Below are 18,236 nucleotides of genomic sequence, written 5' to 3' on the forward strand. Positions count from 1 at the left end.
GATTCTTGAGTACCGCCTCTACCGTCTCGCCAGGCTGCAGCCACTCGAGAGCTTGCTCGAAGATCCGGTCGAGCCGTCGCTCGACTGCGATGGGAATTCCTCGAACGGCGAGTTCTGCTTGCCGGTGTTGAACTCGAAGATCTTGCGGAACAGGCCGGGCGCCATCGCCGAGATCGGGTTGACGCGCATGACAGGCGCGGCAGGAGTGCCGACGACCTCGTAGGTCACACCGATCAGTCCCTCATTGTTACCGCCGCCGAGGAAGATACCGAACAACGGAATCTGGCCGAAGATGTTGTTGACGCCATACATCGGCACGAAGGTGCCGCTCATGCAGACCTGGTTGCCGGGATAGTCGATCGAGCCCTCGATGGTCGCGCCTATCATCGGCCCCTTGACCACACCGTCGCGAACGGTCAGCGCCCCGTTCTGCCGGGTGAACTCGGCGCGCAACGCGCTGAAGGAGACGCCGCTGCCGGTCCCGTTGGGCGCGCCGGCGGCGACGCGCTCGAGCTGCGCCTCGCCCTTCACCGTGAAGTCGCGCACGTTGATGAGGCCCTCGCGGGACGTGTTCGGCTCGGATGTCGGCGGCTCCATCGCCACCACCATCTGGCCGCCAACCGCCTTGGTGTAGGTATCGGTGAAGCGCAGCAGCGCGCCGGCGTCGTTGGTCTGGAGATAGATCACCTCGCGGTTGCCCTGGGCGCGGCCGCCACGCAGGTCGGCGGCCACCGGCGTGTCTTTGCCGATCCTGCCGCTCAGCGTGAAGGCCTTCACCGCGCCGTTGCGGCGCGACATCTTGGCATCGACGCTGCGCATCGCCTCGCCGTTGAAGCCCATGACCGCGCCGAGCTTCACGTCGATGTCGAAGTCGACGTTCTTCATCTTGTTCTTGGCATCGTCCTTGGTATTGCCCGAGATCGCCGATTTCAGGAAGCCGCGGCCGTCGAACACGTCGCCGCGCATCGTGCCCTTGACGACGCCGTCCTGGCCGCGCTCGACCTTCAGCGACGCCTTGTCGCCGTCGGACGGCGAATAGGTCGGGAAGCTCGCATTCACGAGGTCGCCATTCGGATCGACCTCGAGCGAGCCCTTGATCGAGGCGCCGCCGCCTTCGATGACGATGTCCTCCAGACGCGTCGATTGCGCGGTCGGCACCACCTTGAACGTGGCCTTGCCCGATTTGCCCGGCAGCTTGACCCAGCCAGGCAGGATGTTGTCGAGCTTGACCGAGGTCAGGTCGGCCTCGATGCCGAGTTTCGTCGTCTGGTCGGGGCCGCCGGCGATCTTGCCCGACAGCTTGATCGGCACCGATCCGCTGACGGCGGGACTGAGATCGAATCCCAGGCGCGCCCGGCTGGCGTCGTCCAGCGTGGTCTGCAATTTGACGTCCGCATCACCCTCGGTCGGCTTGCGGTAATCGAGCGAGGCCGCCTGGCCGTTGATCTTGACGTCGCCCTTGACCTGATAGCCCTGGTTGTTCGCGGCGATCTTGAGATTGTTGGCTTCCAGCTTCTGGTTCATCACCAGCTTGTCGGCTGAGAAGCCGTTGAGATCGGCGGTGACGGAATAGACGGTGTCGGCCTTGGTCAGCTCTCCTTTGACCGGCATGCCGAGCTGGATGTTCGCCGTGAACGTGCCCTTGCTGGTGTTGGGATCGACGACGGTCGACGACAGGTCGCTCAGCCGGTCATTGGCAAGCATTTCGGCCGCCGCAGGCACGGGGCCGTCGACGCGAAACCTGGTCCGCGACGGAGACGGTTTGGGCGCCATGTCCGGCACCTCGAACACGAAGTCGGAGATCGTGACCTTGCGACCCGCCGGCGTATCGGCGATGCCCTGGGCGATATTCACGGTCGCCGTGCGCCCGGTCACGTGCGCCTTCAAATCGGCATCGTGCACGACAGGCATGCCATCGACGGGACGGACCGCGACGCCGCTCGCGACGATGTTGACCGACAGGCCGTCGTCGGGAATCGGCGGGCCCTTGCGCGGCAGGTTCCTGGTCGGTGAATTGACGCCGATCTCGATGCGCTGAAGCGTGCCGCGCTCGATCCGCTCGATCACCCACTCCCGCAATTCGGGAACGACGAGCGTCGGCCACATCCGCTTGAGCGCGGAGGCCGACATCGGCGTTCCCGCGAAGCCCAGCGTCAGCCGCGGTTCACCCGAATAGTCGATCGCCCCCGTGCCGGCGACGCCGATCTCGCCATTGCTGATATCGGCCTGCGTCAGCAGCATGCGCTTGTGGTCGGTGTCGAAGCGGAAGCCGATCGCAATGCGGTTGAAGACCAGCGGCGGTTCGTTGTCGATGCCGCCAAGCAGGATCGAGCCGCCGCTGAAACCGAGCTGCCAGTCGTTGACGGTGCCGTTGGGCGGCTCAAGATGGGCCAGCAGCGTCAGACGGTTCGCGCCCGACAGGATCTTGAACGGCGCAACCAGCACCCGCCGATTGGCGTCCCACTCGACGTTGATCTCGGCGGAGTCGATCGCCATCGGATAGTCGGGTGTGTCGGTGTCTATGATGTTGCCCGCGCCGATTGCGACCTTGCCGCGAAAGAAGGTCGGCACGCCGTCGCGGCCGAGCTCGCCCTTGAGCTCTCCCGTCATCGGCAGGTCTGCCGTATAGGTGAGGTCCTTCACCCGCAGCGCCAGCAGGATGTTGGCGGTGGAGACCTTGTCGGCGCGGATGTCGACCGAGCGCACGCCGTTCTCGGCGGGACCGATCGTGGCGCGCAGCGACCAGGGACGTGCGCCCTCCTCGCCGAAGCTGAGCGTGACACCACCACGGGTCGGCCGGCGCAGGCTGAGCGTGATGTTCTCAAACGACCATTTGCTGCCGCGCTGCTGATCGTCGACGATCAGATTGCCGTTCTTCAGACCGATCTCGTTGAGGTTCTGCCCGTCGAGGCCGGTCATGCTCAGGCTGTCGAGCCAGTCGAGGCCCTGAAGAATTCCGCTCTGGGCCGTGGCCTGCGGGGCGGTTTGAGATGGGTCCTGGCCCGCAGGTGCCGTCGCGAAAGGCGGCGGCGGGACACCGTTGCGCGGGAATGTCGGAGGCAGGCCCGCATCCTTCTTGGACGCCACGCCGGTTGCGAGCGGTTTTGCGGTGTCGCCGGCCGACACGGTGACAGTGCCGTCAGGCGCGATCCGGATCGCGAGTTCGGCGTCGACGAGATTGAGGCTTTCGGCGCGCAGGTGCCCCATCAGCAGACCCGCACCCGACAGCTTCACCTCCGCCTTCGGCGCACTGGCAACGATGGCGTGGTCGCGGTCGCGCACGATGATGTCGCGGATGCGCACCGCGATGCGAACCCGGCCGACCCGCTCGATCTGGGTGCCGCCGACCTCGACCGTGTTGCCGTGGCCGATATTGTCCTCGATCGCGGCAGCGAGCCAGGGCGTCGCGATGTCGAGATTGATCGGCCCCGCGCCAAGCCGCCACCACAGCGCGCCGAAACAGCCGACGAAGATGACGGCCAGGGCCCCGACCACGATGGCCATCCGCTTCAGCCAGCGACCTCCGCCCAGCCAGCGGCGCAACGAGCCGAATCCGTCACCAAAACGATGAAAGCCTGAATTGGAACGCGACAACAGCCGCCGCGCCCGCCGGCGCGCCGCCGCTTCCTGATCCGGATCCCAGTCGGCGTCGTCCCATTCCTGCGGCTCCTGCTGGCTGCCGCGCCGATCGAGATCCCGATTGTAATCCTGGGGCGACGTATTCCTTGCCATTGCCTCTCGATACAGGCGCCCATCGTGGGGTTGAGCGCCGCCGGGACCGCAGCCGTCGACGGGGATCGAAGCTCCCCGCCCCGGCGATGCCGCCATACCTCGAATATTCCTGCTGTTCGTCATTTCGCCCCGGGAGCGCGTTCAACGAGCAGTGGGGTGGTGCGTGGAATTCCTTGTAACCATACTCCGGCGCCGTCAGACTCGCCCAGCCGAGGGCGCGATTCCGGCACAGCGGACGAGAGCTGCAATACCGCTTTGGTTGACCCGCCGAAAGCGACGAAAGGAAGGCGTATGTCCAAGAAATCCCGAAAGAAATCGTCCAAAACGCCCTCCGGCAGTCCGACAGCTAAAAAGAAGGCCCCGACAACGCGGGCAACGACTCAAGCAAAGTCCGCGAAAACACAGCGGACACCGGCGCGCAAATCAACCGGGAGCATAGCAAAATCAGGGTCACATGGGGCCGCATCGAAACAGTTAAATTCCTCCAGATCGGCGGCCGTGCCCGTGAAGGCCAAAGAGAAGGCTAAGTCCGCTTTGCCCAAGTCCGCTTTGCCCAAGTCCACCCTGGCAGAGGGCCAGAAGGCCCCCGCCTTTCGCCTGCCCCGCGACGGCGGCGACATGGTCACCCTGGCCGATTATGCCGGCCGCAAGCTCGTCCTGTTCTTCTATCCCCGCGCCGACACGCCCGGCTGCACCAGGGAGGCGATCGACTTTACCCGGCTGGCCGACGCCTTCGCGGCGGCCGGCACCACCGTGCTCGGCATCTCGGCCGACCCGTTAAAGGCCCAGGAGAAGTTCCGCGACAAGCACAAGCTCGCGATTCCTCTCATTTCGGATGAGAAGCACGAGATGCTGGAAGCGTATGGCGCCTGGGGCGAAAAATCCATGTACGGCAAGAGCTTCCTTGGGATTCTTCGGACCACGCTGCTGATCGGGGCCGACGGCAAGGTAGCCAAGGTCTGGCGCAATGTCCGGGTCGACGGCCATGCCGATCAGGTGCTGGAAGCGGCAAGAAGTCTTTAACCCATCCGTTAGATTTGAGCGCTTCCGTTTCCGGAAAATTAACCATGACCGGCCCAGATTGCCGCGGCAATTGAGCCGCAAGGAACCGTTCCGACCGGCGCCGGAGCGCCGATGTCGAAAAGTTCTGCCCAACTCTCGCAGTACCCCCAACATCACCCTCACGACCATGGCCGCGTTTTCCACCGCCGCCCTGCGGCTGCCGTGGCGGCCGCGATTCCCCTTGCCCCGACCGACGACGCCTACACCATCGTGCATCACGGCAAGCAGGTCCGGCTCGGACCCGTCGTGTTCTGGATCGTGGTCGGCACGGTCGTGCTGCTCGGGCTCTGGTCGGCGGCGACCGCCACCTATTTCGCTTTCCGCGACGACGTCCTGACCCGGCTGATCGCCCGCCAGGCCGAGATGCAATACGCCTACGAGGACCGTATCACCGAGCTGCGCGCCAAGGTCGACCGCACCACCAGCCGCCAATTGCTCGACCAGGAACAGTTCGACCAGAAGCTCGACCAGATCATGAAGCGCCAGACGGCGCTGGAGTCCCGGGCGACGGCGCTTGGAGCCATGCCCGACGTGACCGGGTCGATCCCCCGCGCGACTCCGCAGCGCGGCGATTCGAACCAGGGCTTGACGCAGGGCACGCCGAAGCCGTCACCGATCAGCGACACCGTGATCTTCGTCGCGCCGCCCGATCGCGAGGCAAGACTCGAATCGCGGGCGCCGGCCGTCATCGCACCGCCGACCAACCAATTCGCCAAGAACCACGGGTTCGACAACGTCCTGGTTCGGCTGACCACCTCGCTTGACCAGGTCGAGCGCCGCCAGATCGCGGCGCTCAGCGCCGTCGAGGAAGGCATGGATTCACGGATGCGCCGGATGCGCGGCGTCGTCAGCGATCTTGGCCTCAATCTCGCCAGCCTCGAAGCCGCCGTGCCTCGCTCCGCGATGGGCGGGCCGTTCATCCCGGTCAAGCTGACGGCCAATGCCGGCCCGTTCGAGAAGCAGCTCTATCGTATCAACACCACGCGCGCCGAGATGGATCGTCTCAATCGCACGCTGGCGCTGGTGCCCTATCGCAAGCCCGTCATTGGCGAAGTCGAATTCACCTCCGGCTTCGGCGTGCGCAGCGATCCCTTCCTGGGCCGGCCCGCGATGCATACCGGTCTCGACTTCCGCGCCGCAACCGGCGATCCCGCGCGCGTCACCGCCAACGGCAAGGTCGTCTCGGCCGGCTGGTCCGGCGGCTACGGACGCATGGTCGAGGTCGATCACGGCAATGGGCTCTCGACCCGCTACGGCCATCTCTCCGAGATCAACGTCAAGGTCGGCGAGATCGTGAAGCTTGGCCAGGTCATCGGCCTCGTCGGATCGACCGGCCGCTCCACCGGTCCGCACCTGCACTACGAAACCCGCATCGACGGCGAAGCGGTCGATCCGCAGAAGTTCCTGCGAGCCGGCGTGCGCCTCAGCGCGGGCTAGGTTCTGTACCCATAACCATTGAGCGTTTGGGTTTGTCGTGATTCGAGGTCGGGGGAGGACCTTGATCATGGCCCGGTACGATGTTTCGGAGACCGAGTGGCGTTTGATCGCACCGCTGCTGCCCAACAAACCGCGGGGCGTGGCACGGGTGGACGACCGACGCATCATCAATGCGATCTTTTATGTTTTGAGGACGGGCTCGCCCTGGCGCGATCTGCCCAGTCGCTACGGGCCTTATACGACCGCCTATAATCGCTATAACCGCTGGTCGAAGGCTGGCGTCTGGCTGCGGATTTTCGAGACACTTGCGGCGCAATCACCCGGATCCCTGCACCTCATAGACTCTTCGATCATTCGCGCTCACCAGCATGCAGCCGGCGGTAAAAAGGGGGCCCGGATCACGCCATTGGCCGTTCTCGTGGAGGACTGAGCACCAAGATCAACGCCGTCGTGGATGAGAATGGCCTTCCATTGCGGATCGTGCTCTCCGCCGGACAGGCATCTGACAAGGCCGCCGTGGCAGCCCTGCTTGAGGGACTGCCGCCGGCCCGCGCGCTCATTGCCGATCGCGGCTACGACGCTCAGGCCATCGTCGAACTGGTTCGCCAGCGCGGCAGCGAGGCGCACATCCCGACCCAGCGGGACCGTAAAGTTCAGCGCTCGGTCGATCCGGGTCTTTATCGCCAGCGCAATATGATCGAGCGCTTCTTCTGCAAACTCAAACACTTCCGCCGCGTCGCTACGCGCTTCGACAAACTCGCTAGAAACTTCCTCGCCGCCGTTCTGCTGGCATCAACGAGACTTTGGCTCCGAGCTTATGAGTCCACGACCTAGACGTGAGGCCGGAAGAGGCCGCCTCCCACTAGGAACGGAACCTCCGCAGACGGCTTGAAGGACTCCATGGGCGCCCCGGGAGATCCTGACGATGGCAAAGACGACGAAATCGACTCGCGTATCCGCGAGGACGGCAACCATCCACGACCAAAAGCTGGAACGTGGCGAAGGTGGCGAGCTTCATCAAACCGCGGCCGGCAAAGCGAGCGTCCTGACCACGGCCCAGGGCGGCCCGGTGTCCGACGACCAGAACTCGTTGAAGGTCGGGCCCCGCGGGCCGACCTTGCTCGAGGACTTCCATTTTCGCGAGAAGATCTTCCACTTCGACCACGAACGCATCCCCGAGCGGGTCGTGCATGCGCGCGGATACGCGGCGCATGGGTTCTTCGAGACCTACAAATCGCTCGCGAAATACACCAAGGCCGACCTGTTCCAACGCGCGGGCGAAAAGACACCCGCCTTTGTCCGATTTTCAACCGTTGCCGGAAGCAAGGGTTCGGTCGACCTCGCCCGGGACGTGCGGGGCTTTGCGGTCAAGCTCTATACGCAGGAAGGCAATTGGGACATCGTCGGCAACAACATCCCGGTCTTCTTCATTCAGGACGCGATCAAGTTTCCCGACCTGGTCCACGCAGTGAAGGAAGAGCCGGACTGCGCATTTCCCCAGGCCCAATCGGCGCATGACAATTTCTGGGACTTCATAAGCCTCACCCCCGAAAGCATGCACATGATCATGTGGGTGATGTCCGACCGCGCCATCCCACGCTCGTTTCGCTTCATGGAAGGGTTCGGCGTTCATACGTTCCGGCTCGTCAATGCCAGGAACGAATCCACCTTCGTCAAATTCCACTGGAAGCCGAAACTCGGCTTGCAATCGGTCGTCTGGAACGAGGCGGTCAAGATCAACGGCGCCGATCCCGACTTCCACCGCCGCGATCTCTGGACTGCGATCAAGACCGGCAATTTCCCCGAATGGGAGCTGCAGCTTCAGCTGTTCGATCAGGACTTTGCCGACGCCTTCGAGTTCGACGTACTCGATCCGACCAAGATCATTCCCGAGGAAATTCTGCCGCCCGTTCCGGTCGGGCGGCTGGTGCTCGATCGGATGCCGGATAATTTCTTTGCGGAGACCGAACAGGTCGCCTTCATGACCCAGAATGTTCCGCCGGGCATCGACTTCTCCAACGATCCCCTGCTCCAGGGGCGCAATTTCTCGTACCTCGACACGCAGCTGAAACGGCTGGGTAGCCCCAATTTCACTCACATCCCGATCAATGCGCCCAAATGCCCGTTCGCTCATTTTCAGCAGGACGGACACATGGCGATGCGCAATCCGGTCGGTCGTGTCAATTACCAGCCGAATTCCTTCGGCGAAGGACCAAGAGAGTCGCCGCAACGCGGCTTCACGCCGTTCGCCGAGGTGGAGCAAGGCGCCAAGCGCCGTCTTCGCGCTGAAAGCTTCGCGGACCATTACAGCCAGGCCCGTCAGTTCTTCATCAGTCAGACCGCAGGAGAGCAGTCACACATTGCCGCAGCCCTGACGTTCGAGCTCAGCAAGGTGAAAATTCCGGCGATCCGGGAGCGCATGGTCTCGCATCTCCTCAACATCGACGAGACACTGGCGAGCAAGGTCGCAGACAAGCTCGGCCTGCAGAAGATGCCGAAACCTGCCGATGCAGCACTGCCGACGCGTCAGGATCTCGATCCTTCCCCCGCCCTGAGCATCGTGGAAAACGGTCCGGAGCGCTTCGAAGGGCGCAAGCTTGGTATCCTCGTCTCCGACGGTTCGGACGCAGGCCTCCTTAAGGCTCTCAAGGCCGCCCTGAACAAGGCCGGGGCGACCTTCGAGATCATCGCGCCGAAGGTGACGGGCGCCGAAGCCAGCGACGGAAGCTGGATCGACGCCGATCAGATGATCGACGGAGGACCGTCCGTTCTCTACGACGCGGTCGCGCTGCTGCCGGCTGCGGATGCGATGGACGATCTGCTGCTGGAATCCTCAGCACGCGATTTCCTCGCCGACGCGTTCGCGCATTGCAAGTTCATCGGCTACGTCGATGCTGCCCTGCCGCTGTTTGAAAAAGCGGGCATTGCCTCCGACGATTTCGATGAAGGCTGCATCTCGATCGCAAGCGCGAAAGAGGCCAGAGCGTTCGTCGACAGCCTCGCCAGATTGAGGGTCTGGGAGCGCGAACCTCACGTCAAGATGCCCTGACAACGCCGAGGCGCGTTCTGCGTGCGCCTCGGTTCTGCTCAGCGCCGGCCGCCGCCGCCCATCCCGCCGCCGGGAGCTCCGAAGCCGCCACCACCCATGCCGCCGGGCCCCATCGGTCCGCCGGGAGAGCCCATGCCGCCGGGACCTGACGGGCCGCTCGGGCCCGTCGGCGCCGGGCCGGGGCTCGCACCTGGACTGGATCCGGGCCCGGGCGCGCCCGGTGCACCGGGCTGACCACCGGTCGGATTTGGCGCGGTACGATTCGGATGCAGGATGGAACCGCCCGGCGACCGATTGGGAGCGCCACCGCCGGACGGAGGTGCTCCCGGCCCGTGGCCGATGGCCTGTGCCGAATCCACCTGGAAGCCGCGCGAGCGGTCGAACACACCGTTGACCACCATGCGCGCTTCGCCGGCCGCCGGCCCGAAGCGCGACCCGTCGCGGGCGACGAAGCCGGAGCCGAGCTGGAGGTTCGACCCCGCCCGCTGCACATAAGCCTCGATCGACAGGCGGCTTGCACCGACCAGATCCGAGAAATCATCGATCCGCGTGCGCGCGGCCTGCATCGCGCCCCGGCTCGCACTGCCCTCGATCTGGACGCGCTGGCCGACCAGCAAGGGATCGATGCCGCTCAGCCTCAGCCCGCCGATGCGCAGCCCGTCGGGCCCGCGCTCGACGAGCCCGGTGACACGCTCGGTTGCCTCGCGTCGCGGCTCGACCAGGCTTGCGACGATCACGCCGTCGGTGCGACGCAGACCGTAGACCGCCACCTGCGTGCCAGTGCGGAGCTTGCTCTCCTTGTCGCTCGCGACGATCTTCTGGCCGAGCACGGTCAGCTCGTTGCCTTTCACGGATTCGATCGGACCTGCGACCTCGCTCGCAATCGCAATGTTGCGCGTGACGAGCGTGCCGTCGGCCCGGCGGGTCGCGACCACGCGTGCGAGCTGGCCGACCCGCAGCGCTTTGGGGCTCGCCGCTACGCCGTCGATCCGGACGGGGACATCGCTGGCATAGGTGATGCGCTCGCCGTTGACGTAGATGCTGCCGAAGCGCTGGATCACGCCGACAATGCCGGTACCGCCGATGCCGTGATCGTCACCGCGCGTGAGCCCGGTGCCGCCGATTCCCTGGTCGGTGCCGCGCCCGACCTGCGCCCGCGCCACGGCTGTGCCGGCGAGCCAGAATCCCGTCAGCAGCAGACGGCGGGAAATGAGCGGCGGCCGGCTCATGAGGAACCACCTTCCTTGCCACCCGACTTGGCCTCGCCCTTTTCGTCGGCATCTTCGCTGTAGATGTAGATGCCGAAATTCCAGCGGGCGTCACCGCCCTTGTCCTTGGCGAGCGCGCGGTTGGCCTCGCGGTTGGCCGTCTTCAGCGCGTCCATGGCAAGCTCGCGCGAGCGCGCTTCGAGGCGGCGTGCAAGCTTCGGAGAGATGTTGTTGTAGTGCACCGCGCGCTCGAGGAAGCGCGGCGCTGAGCCCGAGACGTTGCGTTCGGCAGCCGCGATATGGTCGTGCAGATTGCGGCCGAGATAGTGCCACTTGCTGTCGTCCTCGCCGCTCGGAACGAAGGCGGCCTCGAGCAGCTCGATCTCGTCGGCCGCGTTGATGGTGACGAGCTTGCGGTCGACCCATTCGTCGAGCACCGCGCGCGGTCGCACGTCCTTGGTGACGGAGGCGACGAGCTGCTCGAACGACGGCGCATCGCCCTCGGCCGTGCGCGGCAGGGCCAGGGGCTCGCCCTTCGCATCGGTGAACTCGGGCGCGGCGAGCCAGCGCGCGATCACGGCGCTGGTCAGCGACACCGCCGCCGGCGTCTCGTTCACGGGCGCACCGGCGCCGCGCAGCCGCGCCACCTCCTTGCGATGGATACCGGTGAGCAGGCTGACGCGGCTGTCGGTCTGCTCCTTGCCCTCCAGCGCGAAATCATGCTCGGCGACGTTGACGAACAGCTCGCGAAGCAGTTGCGCCAGCGCCGGAAAGGTCATGCCGCTGCGGATGCAGAGCCGCACGAGCGGGCGCAGCAGCCGCGCCAGCGGCGCGTGCAGCTTCGCGGCGGCATTCGGTTGCGGAGCCGCTGCTTTGGACCCGGACTTGGCATTCATGTCTGAATTGTACCTGCGCCACACGTGGGACACAATCCCACATTTTCTATTTTGGCATTTGACGTGGTAAATTTTCCCACATATACGAGACGCCACTGAGGGGCGCGACGTAAAGGGACACAACACCCATGGCTGACCGCTTGGTCCGCAATTCCAGCTCACTGCGTGCCGTGCCGGCTCCCGACCGGGGACGCGGCACAATAGAGCCGATCCTGCCCACGCTGCTGCGCGGCGTGATCTTCATGTCGGTGCTGGCCGCACCGTTCGTCGCAGCGCTTCTCGCAGGCTGACGCCGCCATGCATCACAGCCAGGAAACCTTGCACGAAATCCCGCGCCGCCCGTCGGTGCTCCACATCTTCAAGATCTATTATCCCGACCTGTTCGGCGGCACGCTGACGGTGATCCGCGACATCTGCGCCGGTCTGAAGGATGCTTTTGCCTCCGCCGTGCTGGTCTGCTCGCAATCGGCCAAGCCGCGCGAGCTCGTCGTCAACGACGTGCCGGTCGAGCGCGTCCGCTCGTTCGGCAATCTTCTGTCGCTTCCCGCCGCCCCGACCTATCCATGGCGGCTGTGGCGCAAAATCGCCGAGCACGATCTGCTCGCGCTCCACGCTCCCTTCCCGCTCGCCGATCTCGTCTTCGCCCTGGGATTCGGCCGCAAACGGCCGCTGGTGGTGCACTGGCACGCCGACATCGTCACCCATGCCGGCCTGCGCTGGTTCATCGAGCCGTTGATGCGGCGAACTCTGCGCCGCGCCAAGGCGATCATCGTGTCGGACCACGTCCTGGTCGAGACCACGCCGCTGCTGCGCGAATTCGACGACAAATGCCACGTCGTACCGTTCGGCATCGACACCTCCGGTTACGACTGGCCGAAGATCGAGCCGAACCATGTCAACGACCGCGGCCGGCTCGTGCTCGCCTGTGGCCGCCTGGTGCCCTACAAGGGGTTCGACATGCTGATCCGCGCCGCCGTCAACCGCAAGTTCGAAGTCTGGATCATCGGCGAAGGTTCCGAGAGAGCGCGGCTGGAGCAAATGATCCGCGAACTCGGCCTGACAGACCGCGTCCGCCTGCTCGGCTCGGTCAGCGACAGCGAGCGCATCAAGCTGATGTGCCTGTCCGACGTCTTCGTGATGCCGTCGGTGACCAACGCCGAGACCTTCGGTCTGGTCCAGCTCGAAGCCATGGCCGCCGGTCGCCCCGTCGTGAACACGGCGCTCGATACCGCCGTGCCGCGCGTCGCACGCCACGACATGGAGGCCATCACCGTGCCGCCCGGCAATCCGGAAATGCTCGGGGACGCCATCGACACCCTGATCCACGACCCCGAGCGCCGCCGGCGCATGGGATTGTCGGCCCGCACCCGCGCCCTCACCCGCTATTCCGCCACGGCTTTCCGGGAAGGCATGGAAACCGTCTACCGCAACGCCGTCACCGCGCCCTGCAGGGAATCGGCAACCGCAGCCGAACCGCCGCAGGCGGCGAACTGGCCGGACAGCGTCCGGATCGCGGCCGCCTTGGCCTGGTCCGACATGCGGCACCGTTACGTGCGCTCGCTGCTCGGACCGTTCTGGATGTCGCTGCAGATGGCGATCGTGGTCGTGGTGCTGGGTTCGGTGATCGGCCAGATGTCGAACGCCGACATCCTGTCGCGGCTCCCCATGCTGGCGCTGTCGATGACGGCCTGGACCTTCCTCAACAGCGTGGTGCTCGATGCGACCACGGCGCTGCAGAACTCCGCGAGCCTGATCCGCGACCGGGCATTACCGCCGGTGATCTTCCTGCTGCAATGCACGTTCCGCCAGGGACTGTTCGCGCTGCATAATGCCTGCGTGCCGCTGCTGCTGTGGCTCGTCCTGTCGCCCCACGACCTCTCTCACGCGCTGGCGGCGCTGCCCGGCCTGCTCCTGTTCGTGGCCTGCACCTTCGCCCTGAGCCTCGTCCTTGGCGCGATGGCAACGCGCTACCGCGACCTCAAGCCGATCATCGAATCCACGCTGATGCTCGCCTTCCTCGCCTCGCCCGTGATCTGGTCGGCCGAAATGATCAACCACCGCGCGACGGTGATGCGGCTCAATCCGCTGACGCATCTGTTCGCGGTGTGGCGCGAGCCGCTTGCGGGCGGCCATGTCGACCCGACCAGCCTCGTCTACGTCCTCGTCACCCTGGCGCTGCTGACCTTTGCGAGCGTGCTGACGCTGGTTCACCTGCGCAAAGCCGCATTCTGGATCTGACCATGGTCTCGATCAGCCTGCGCAACGTCTGTCTCGACTATCCGCTCTACGGCGCCTACGACTTCTCGCTGAAGCGGCGGCTGCTCGGTCACCTCATCCGCGAGCCGGGCGAGATGCGGACCATCCGCGCCGTCGACAATGTCACGATCGAGGCCGAACCCGGCGCCCGCATCGGGCTTGCCGGCCCCAACGGCTCCGGCAAGTCGACGCTGCTGCGCCTCATCGCTGGCGTGTACCCGCCGAGCACCGGCCGCCTTGCGGTCAGGGGCAACATCGTGCCCCTGCTCGGCCTGAACGCCGGCGTCAACCTGGATTTCGTGGCGGAGGACAACATCGCACTGCTGCTGCGGATCGGCGGCCGCAAGCCGACCCGTAGCGTGATTGACGAGATCTGGGCCTTCACCGAGCTCGAGACGCGGATGCAGCGGCTGCCCTTGCGGATGTTCTCCTCGGGAATGCTGATGCGCGTGCTGTTCGCCACCGCCACCGCCTTCCCGGCCGACATCCTCCTGCTCGACGAATGGCTCAGCGTCGTCGACGAGCATTTTGCGGAGAAAGCCGAGCGGCGGCTGCAAAACCTCGTCTCGCAGGCGGCGATCGTGATCATCGCCTCGCACGACCAGCCGCTGCTGCGGCGCACCTGCTCCAGCATCATCAACCTCGACCACGGTCGCATCGCCTCGACCGTGACGGTCGAGCCACCGGCCACGCACGCCTTCGAGCTCCGCGAGAAACGCGCATGAAACAGACCATCCTTGTCGTCTCCGAGGCGCTGGGCGAGCCCAACCACAAGCGCGGCATCTTCCACTTCACGCGCGAGCTGATGCGCTCGCTCGCGGCCGAGGGCCATGAGCTGACGCTGCTGGTCGAGACCTCGCGGCGCTATCGCAAGCTGCGCCGGCGCGAGCTGCGGACAAAGCTGTTTCCGTCGGAGGCGCGCAACATCGAGCTGCTCGCGCTCTATCGTTTCCTTGACGAGATCAACATGGCCGAGCCGCTGGCGCGCAACGGTCTGCGGCGCACGCTCGACTGGCTGCGCCACAAGGCGGCCATGTCGGTATCGCCGGACTACGTCCTCTGCTTCCTGCGCGCCATCGGCCTGCGCGGACTGAATGCCCGGCGGATCGAGAACAAGACCGGCGCGCTCGAATACGTCCCGCCCGACCTGCGCCACCTCGAGCTGTTCCGCGAGTTCCAGCTCGAGCCCGGCTTCTACAGCTATCAGGATTCCTCCGCCTTCTTCCTGCTGCCGCCGCCGCGGGTCGACGCGCGCGACTACGACGTCATCGTGGTGGACACGCCGACGCGGGTCGCGATCCGGCGCAAACCGGGCGCCAAGGTGATCTGCGTGGTCCACGATCTGCTGCCGCTCACCGACCTCAAGCTCAGCGATGTCGCGACACGGCTGTTCCTGTCGCGCTTGTTCACCAGCCTGCGGCAGGCCGACGAGCTCGCCTTCGTCTCAAACTACAGCATGATGCGGTTCAGGGACCTGTTGCCGCAATTTGCCCACCTGCCGGCGCGGGTCGTGTATCCCCGCACCCGGTTCGACGCCCCGGATGTCCTGCACCTGCCAGCCCCGTCGGGGCGTCCGGGGCGGCCGAGCTTTGTCGTCATCGTCTCGAACGAACCGCGCAAGAACGTCGCCACCGTCATCCGCGCCTTCCGCGGCGTGCCGCAGGCCGACCTCGTCGTGATCGGCTATGCCGGCGAGATCAACCGGATGCGCAATCTGCCGCCAAACGTTCGCTTCGCCGGCTATGTCGACGAGCACGAGAAGGCAGCCCTCATCGCCGAAGCCCATGGACTGATCATGCCGAGCTTCGCCGAAGGCTTTGGCGTGCCGATCATCGAGGCGCTTGCCGCGAACACGCCGGTGCTGTGCTCTGATATCGCGGTGTTCCGCGAGGTCGCGGGCGAGCTTGCCGACTATTTCGATCCGTTCTCGACCGACTCGATCGCCGCTTCCGTCACCCGGGTGCTGGCGCGGCAGGAGGAATGGCGCGGCAGGATCAAGGCGCGACGCAGCGAGCTCGCCGAGCGTTTCGGCTATGAGACCCAGGCCCGCGATTTCCTCGGACATGAGGCGCCCGGCGCAAGCCTCGCCGCCGCACAGCTGGCATCGTACGGATGAACGCCGAATGCGGACATGGCCGCAGGCCCGCCCTCGGCAATTCGGCCGCGTTGACGGGGACCACCGATGGGCTCGCCGTCCTGATCGCGGCCTCGCTGCCCTGGTCGACCACGGCGCCGTCGATCCTCGTCGGCCTCTGGCTGCTGGCGGTGACGCCGACAATCGATTGGCGCGACTATGGGCGGCAACTCGCCCGGCCTGCGTTCGCCCTGCCTTTTGCCTTTCTGCTGCTCGCCCTCGTCGGTACGCTCTGGTCCGACGGACTGTGGGCGGACCGGCTGCATGCGATCAAGCCGGTCGCCAAGCTCGTGCTGATCCCGGCGTTCCTCTACCATTTCAGCCGGTCGGAGCGCGGCTTGTGGGTCTGCCTCGCCTTTCTTGGCTCCTGCGCGCTGCTTGCGGTCTATTCCTGGATCGTGTTGCTCGATCCCGCCTGGAAGATCACTGCGACGGCGTCGGCAGGCGTTCCCGTCAAGAACTACATCGACCAGAGCCAGGAATTCACGCTCTGCGCCGTCGCGCTCGCGCTGCCCGCGCTGACTTTCTGGCGCGACGGACGCGTGGTCGCCGCGGGTGCGTGCCTGGCGCTGATCCTGCTGTTCGTCACCAACATGGTGTTCGTCGCATCCGCCCGCACGGCGCTGCTTTGCATCGCCGTGCTGCTCGCCCTGTTTGCCTGGAGGCATCTCGGCCGGCGGGCGGCACTGCTCCTGCTCGCGGGCGCTGTCGCGGCGAGCGCGCTGGCCTGGACGACGTCGCCCTATCTGCGCCAGCGCATCACCGACATCGCCGTCGAATATCACCGTGGCCATGAGGACATCAGCCGCGCATCGACCGCGCAGCGGCTGACCTATTGGCGCAAGGGGCTTCACGCCTTCACTGAGGCCCCTCTGATCGGCCATGGCACCGGATCGATCAAGCGGCAATTCGAGCGCGCCGCCACCAGCGGAAGCATCCTCGATGCGGAGATCGTCAGCAATCCGCACAACCAGACCCTCAACGTCGCCATGCAATGGGGCCTGCTCGGCGTCGTCCTTCTCTACGCGATGTGGATCGCCCACCTTCGCCTGTTCCTGGGCCGAGATCTTGCCGCCTGGATCGGTCTCGTCGCTGTCGTTCAGAACATCGCGAGCTCGCTGCTGAACTCGCACCTGTTCGATTTCCACGAGGGGTGGATGTATGTGCTCGGCGTCGGCGTTGCCGGCGGCATGGTGCTGAAGCGCAGCCGGCCCTGACTACTGGCTGCGCTCGTGGCCGACCTCGCCGGTGATGACGTCGCCGAACAGCTCCCAGGCTTGCCCGTTGAAGCGCATCAGTTGCATCTGCTCGATGGGGAAGTAATCATCGGCCGACGTGTTGACCATGATGCCGGGTAGCATCAGGTCGGTGTGGAAATTCTTCAGGCTGGTGGCCTGCTTCATCGCGTTCTCGCGCGTGAGGTTGTCGCCGCACTGCTTCAGGACCTGCGCCATCGCCTCGGCCTGCACATAGCCATAGAGATTGTTGGCATTGGTCTTGTCGCCATCGGGGTAATATTTGTCCATGAACTCGCGCCACTTCACCACGGCCGGATCCTTGTCCCAGGTCGGATCGGTCGGGTCCTTCAGATACGCAGTCGAGATGATGTCCCTGGCATAGTCGAGCCCGGCGGGCTTCAGCACCGACGCGATGGAGGTGGCCGTGTTGGCGAGAAAGAATTTCGGCTTCCAGCCGAGCTCGCCGACCTTCCGGATTGCCTGCGCCGAACCTTTTGGCGCAGCCCACGAGAAGAAGATGTCCGCGCCGGAATCGTGCAGGGCGACGATCTGCGAGTCGATCGAGGGATCGCTGACCTCGTAGGATTTGTCGGCGATGATCATGTTCACCTTGTCGCCGAGGCCGTCCTTCAATCCCTTGAACTGATCCTTGCCGGCGTCGTCATTTTGCCAGAGCACCGCGATCTTGCTGTTCGGAAACTTGTCACGGATATATTTCGCGTAAATCCTTCCCTCGCTCTGGTAGTTCGGCTGAAAACCCATGGTCCACGGGAAATTCTTGGGATCGCCGAACTTGGTGCCGCCGGAGGCAACGAAGAGCTGCGGCACCTTCTTGGCGTTCATGTATTTCATGATCGCGGAGTTCGAGGGCGTGCCGAGCGGCTGGAAGATCAAAAGGACCTCGTCGCTTTCGACCAGCTTGCGTGCCTGCTCGATCGCCTTCGGCGGCGAATAGGCGTCGTCATAGCTGATGAAATTGATCTTGCGACCGTTGATGCCGCCCTGGTCGTTGATCATCTTGAAGAAGGCAGCCTCGGTCTTGCCGATCACACCATAGGACGAGGCCGGCCCGCTATAGGGCATGATGTTGCCGATCTTCACTTCGGTGTCGGTCGCTCCGGGGTCGTATGTCTTCTGCGCCGAGGCCGGTGTCGTGACGAGCACGCCGGCGGCAAGCATGGCGAGGGCAGCAAGGCTTTTGCGACGACCCGGCATCGTTCTCTC

13 protein-coding genes are annotated in these 18,236 nt (G+C 65.1%); 9 read left to right on the top strand and 4 right to left on the bottom strand.

Annotated elements, in window-relative coordinates; genetic code table 11:
• Positions 1–18 precede the first annotated feature (18 nt).
• Complete coding sequence (locus tag WHZ77_RS18325) at positions 19–3,828, bottom strand: DUF3971 domain-containing protein (RefSeq protein ID WP_375309216.1); 3,810 nt, start codon at positions 3,826–3,828, stop codon at positions 19–21.
• A gap of 195 nt (positions 3,829–4,023) precedes the next feature.
• On the opposite strand from WHZ77_RS18325, the gene WHZ77_RS18330 reads away from it, so the two are divergent.
• The 4 genes from WHZ77_RS18330 (at position 4,024) to WHZ77_RS18345 (ending at position 9,280) form a co-directional block, all read left to right on the top strand.
• Positions 4,024–4,755 carry a peroxiredoxin gene (locus tag WHZ77_RS18330; protein ID WP_375309217.1) on the top strand — a complete coding sequence of 244 codons (732 nt, stop codon included), beginning with the start codon at positions 4,024–4,026 and terminating at the stop codon, positions 4,753–4,755.
• A 111-nt stretch (positions 4,756–4,866) separates the two neighbouring features.
• Positions 4,867–6,231 carry a peptidoglycan DD-metalloendopeptidase family protein gene (locus tag WHZ77_RS18335; RefSeq protein ID WP_375309218.1) on the top strand — a complete coding sequence of 455 codons (1,365 nt, stop codon included), beginning with the start codon at positions 4,867–4,869 and terminating at the stop codon, positions 6,229–6,231.
• Between the two features lie 67 nt (positions 6,232–6,298).
• Positions 6,299–7,065 (top strand): IS5 family transposase gene (locus WHZ77_RS18340; RefSeq protein ID WP_339026611.1). Its coding sequence is split into 2 segments (ribosomal slippage): positions 6,299–6,623 and positions 6,623–7,065, totalling 768 coding nucleotides; the frame shifts between segments, so codons are not numbered across the junction.
• 91 nt (positions 7,066–7,156) lie between these two features.
• Positions 7,157–9,280, top strand: a complete 2,124-nt coding sequence (locus tag WHZ77_RS18345) for a catalase (RefSeq protein ID WP_375309219.1) — start codon at positions 7,157–7,159, stop codon at positions 9,278–9,280.
• Between the two features lie 38 nt (positions 9,281–9,318).
• On the opposite strand, the gene WHZ77_RS18350 is transcribed toward WHZ77_RS18345, so the two are convergent.
• On the bottom strand, positions 9,319–10,509 hold the full coding sequence (locus WHZ77_RS18350; protein ID WP_375309220.1) for a DUF5666 domain-containing protein: 1,191 nt from the start codon (positions 10,507–10,509) through the stop codon (positions 9,319–9,321).
• Entirely contained in the window at positions 10,506–11,384 is an 879-nt protein-coding gene (locus WHZ77_RS18355) for a DUF6502 family protein (protein WP_375309221.1), read from the bottom strand. Before WHZ77_RS18355 ends, WHZ77_RS18350 begins: the two co-directional genes overlap by 4 nt.
• A 128-nt stretch (positions 11,385–11,512) precedes the next feature.
• Between WHZ77_RS18355 and WHZ77_RS18360 the strand changes: the two genes are divergently transcribed.
• Genes WHZ77_RS18360 through WHZ77_RS18380 form a run of 5 tightly spaced genes read left to right on the top strand, consistent with a single transcriptional unit; the run spans position 11,513 to position 16,991 of the window.
• On the top strand, positions 11,513–11,674 hold the full coding sequence (locus WHZ77_RS18360; protein ID WP_375309222.1) for a hypothetical protein: 162 nt from the start codon (positions 11,513–11,515) through the stop codon (positions 11,672–11,674).
• A 7-nt stretch (positions 11,675–11,681) separates the two neighbouring features.
• Positions 11,682–13,622 carry a glycosyltransferase gene (locus WHZ77_RS18365; RefSeq protein WP_375309223.1) on the top strand — a complete coding sequence of 647 codons (1,941 nt, stop codon included), beginning with the start codon at positions 11,682–11,684 and terminating at the stop codon, positions 13,620–13,622.
• A 2-nt stretch (positions 13,623–13,624) separates the two neighbouring features.
• Positions 13,625–14,365, top strand: a complete 741-nt coding sequence (locus WHZ77_RS18370) for an ABC transporter ATP-binding protein (protein ID WP_375309224.1) — start codon at positions 13,625–13,627, stop codon at positions 14,363–14,365.
• Positions 14,362–15,756, top strand: coding sequence for a glycosyltransferase family 4 protein (locus WHZ77_RS18375; RefSeq protein ID WP_375309225.1), 1,395 nt, complete (start codon positions 14,362–14,364; stop codon positions 15,754–15,756). Before WHZ77_RS18370 ends, WHZ77_RS18375 begins: the two co-directional genes overlap by 4 nt.
• Complete coding sequence (locus WHZ77_RS18380) at positions 15,753–16,991, top strand: O-antigen ligase family protein (protein ID WP_375309226.1); 1,239 nt, start codon at positions 15,753–15,755, stop codon at positions 16,989–16,991. The genes WHZ77_RS18375 and WHZ77_RS18380 overlap by 4 nt, the downstream gene beginning before the upstream one ends.
• Here WHZ77_RS18380 and WHZ77_RS18385 read toward each other — a convergent pair whose 3' ends face one another.
• Positions 16,992–18,227: an ABC transporter substrate-binding protein gene (locus WHZ77_RS18385; RefSeq protein WP_375309227.1), complete on the bottom strand. Its 1,236-nt coding sequence runs from the start codon at positions 18,225–18,227 to the stop codon at positions 16,992–16,994.
• Between the last annotated feature and the right edge of the window lie 9 nt (positions 18,228–18,236).

The organism is Bradyrhizobium sp. A5 (assembly GCF_042076515.1).
GTDB lineage: Bacteria > Pseudomonadota > Alphaproteobacteria > Rhizobiales > Xanthobacteraceae > Bradyrhizobium > Bradyrhizobium cosmicum.